General features: G+C 42.8%; 2 protein-coding genes. Both read left to right on the top strand.

Annotated elements, in window-relative coordinates; translation table 11 throughout:
• The coding region (locus A3761_RS21870; RefSeq protein ID WP_255374957.1) for a flagellin at positions 1-1,270 on the top strand (1,270 nt) is incomplete at its 5' end.
• Between the two features lie 119 nt (positions 1,271-1,389).
• Positions 1,390-2,164 (top strand): hypothetical protein (locus tag A3761_RS21865; protein WP_156492030.1); only part of this gene is annotated, 775 nt, incomplete at its 3' end.

The raw sequence follows: 2,164 nt of genomic DNA, 5'->3' as shown, positions 1-2,164 counted from the left end.
AGATGTTAACTCCAATATTACGATTAACGGTATATCAATAGATGTATCAACTAGCGCAAATATAGAGGATATTGCAAACCTACAGAGTGTTGCCAACTCAATAAACTTGAGCTCCGGTCAAACTGGAGTTGAGGCTATCTTTGACGGCAACCCAACAGTGGGTATCCAGCTTGTAGCACAAGATGGCCGCAACATCATTTTAGAAGACGACGGAGCTACTACCGAATCAGTCGGCTTAGGCGTTGATGGAGTCTATACAGGTACATTTACTTTAATATCTAGTGATGGAGGCCCGATTGAACTCGACAGCACAACCGGCTTTATATCCAACACGGGACTGGCAGTTGGCACGTTTAGCGGCAGCAATAGTGGCGCTATCGGATCTACAGTTGGCGCTAACGCCCTAGCAACGGGCGACCTTGTATTGAACGGTGTCCCTGTTGGCCCATCTCAGGCTTCATTTGATACAGCTTCCAGCGGAAACCAGTCATCTAGCGCCATATCTAAAGCAGAGGCAATCAATAAAGTAAGTGATCGTACTGGAGTTTCAGCTGAAGTTAACTCAACCATTGTTAATGGAGGTGCTATAACTGACGGTACAGGCCAAACAGGTAATGTTGATATTAACGGGGTCACGATAAACATTGCCTACAGCGCGAGCGACACCGCTACAGACATACAAAACACAGTTATCTCTGCTGTAAATAATAAAGCAGGTCAAACAGGTGTTACCGCTGAAGCGTTTGGAGCTACATTCAGACTAGTAGCTGAAGATGGTAGAAATATCGAGATTAGTAATTTAAACAACATTACCAACTCTGGTATTACAGCAGGAAGTACTCAAAGTACAATCACCTTACTGTCCGCTGGTAAGATAGAAGTATCGTCAATAACAGGTAACGTTCAACAAGCAGGGTTCGATATTGGAACGTATGGTTCATCTGAGAGCGGCCAGTTAATCAAGGACATTGATATCTCAACGGCTGATGGTGCCATACTAGCCATTTCAGCAATTGATAATGCGCTAACTGCTATCAACTTCCAGCGGGCAAACTTAGGTGCTATCCAGAACCGCTTTGAGTCTACAATTACGAACCAGGCTATTGCTGCCGAAAACTTTTCAGAAGCTAGTTCGAGAATTAGAGACGCAGACTTTGCCGCAGAAACAGCTGAGTTATCGCGGTCTCAGGTTCTACAAAGCGCGGGCCTATCGATTCTTTCACAGGCCAACGGACAGCCTCAGCAAGTACTTCAGTTACTGCAAGGTTAAGCCTAAGCCAATCAAAGGTACCTTCTTCTTTATGAGAAGGTACCTTCCTCTTTACCAAAATACCTCGCAATGGTAGCTTAGCTGAATCTTTATACAGAATTCATTCCGGTAATCAGCAAATGCAAAATAAGAATCTCCCCCTATCCTTCACTCTTTTCGACTTAGAACGCTCAATTGCTCAACGAAATTATAAATTATATGAAAGCCAGCTCATTGAGCTTGTTAATTTCATGGATAAGCGAACAGGGTTAGAATCTACTTATAAAACTGACTCTTCCGGAAATCTAAGTTGCTCATATCAAGGTTTATCCCCTTTAAACAATTTAATGAGCCTAGAAGAGAAGCAAGATATCTATAGCCGCCTAGCAGCGACTATTACAAGCTATCTTTCTGATCTGAACTACACTCCCGAAGATACAACGCTTATTCATTTAGTAATTTTAAAAAACTATATTGCAGAGATCTTTTATTTAAGCTGTTACGCGAACATGGATCACATCATGTTTAATCGTGGCTTAGTAGATGAAAACCTATCGCTGAAACTTCAGACTGAACAAGATATAAAATACCTATACTGCTGCTTAACACTCGATACTGGCATTGCATTTGACGCCACGCAGCTCGCCACCGCTATGCCCTACTTTGGAATGTACTGGTATCTTGGCATGCTATATGGCTACCATCATCCCTACAATACGAAGATAGAAGAAAACTTCAATCACATATTTGAAGCACATCCGATCATTAGTGATATGGAATTCGATAGCACCGCAGCAGAGTTAGCGGCCGCCCCATGGATGCTCTGTTCTTACCTTGACCGGAATGACAGACATGAGATTAAAGCCTCTATCAATAAGGCTATGGAGAACTGGGTAAAGAGAAAGCACCTTTCAC

Source organism: Oleiphilus sp. HI0123 (genome assembly GCF_001635315.1).
This window is presented reverse-complemented; position numbering and strand designations above follow the sequence as displayed.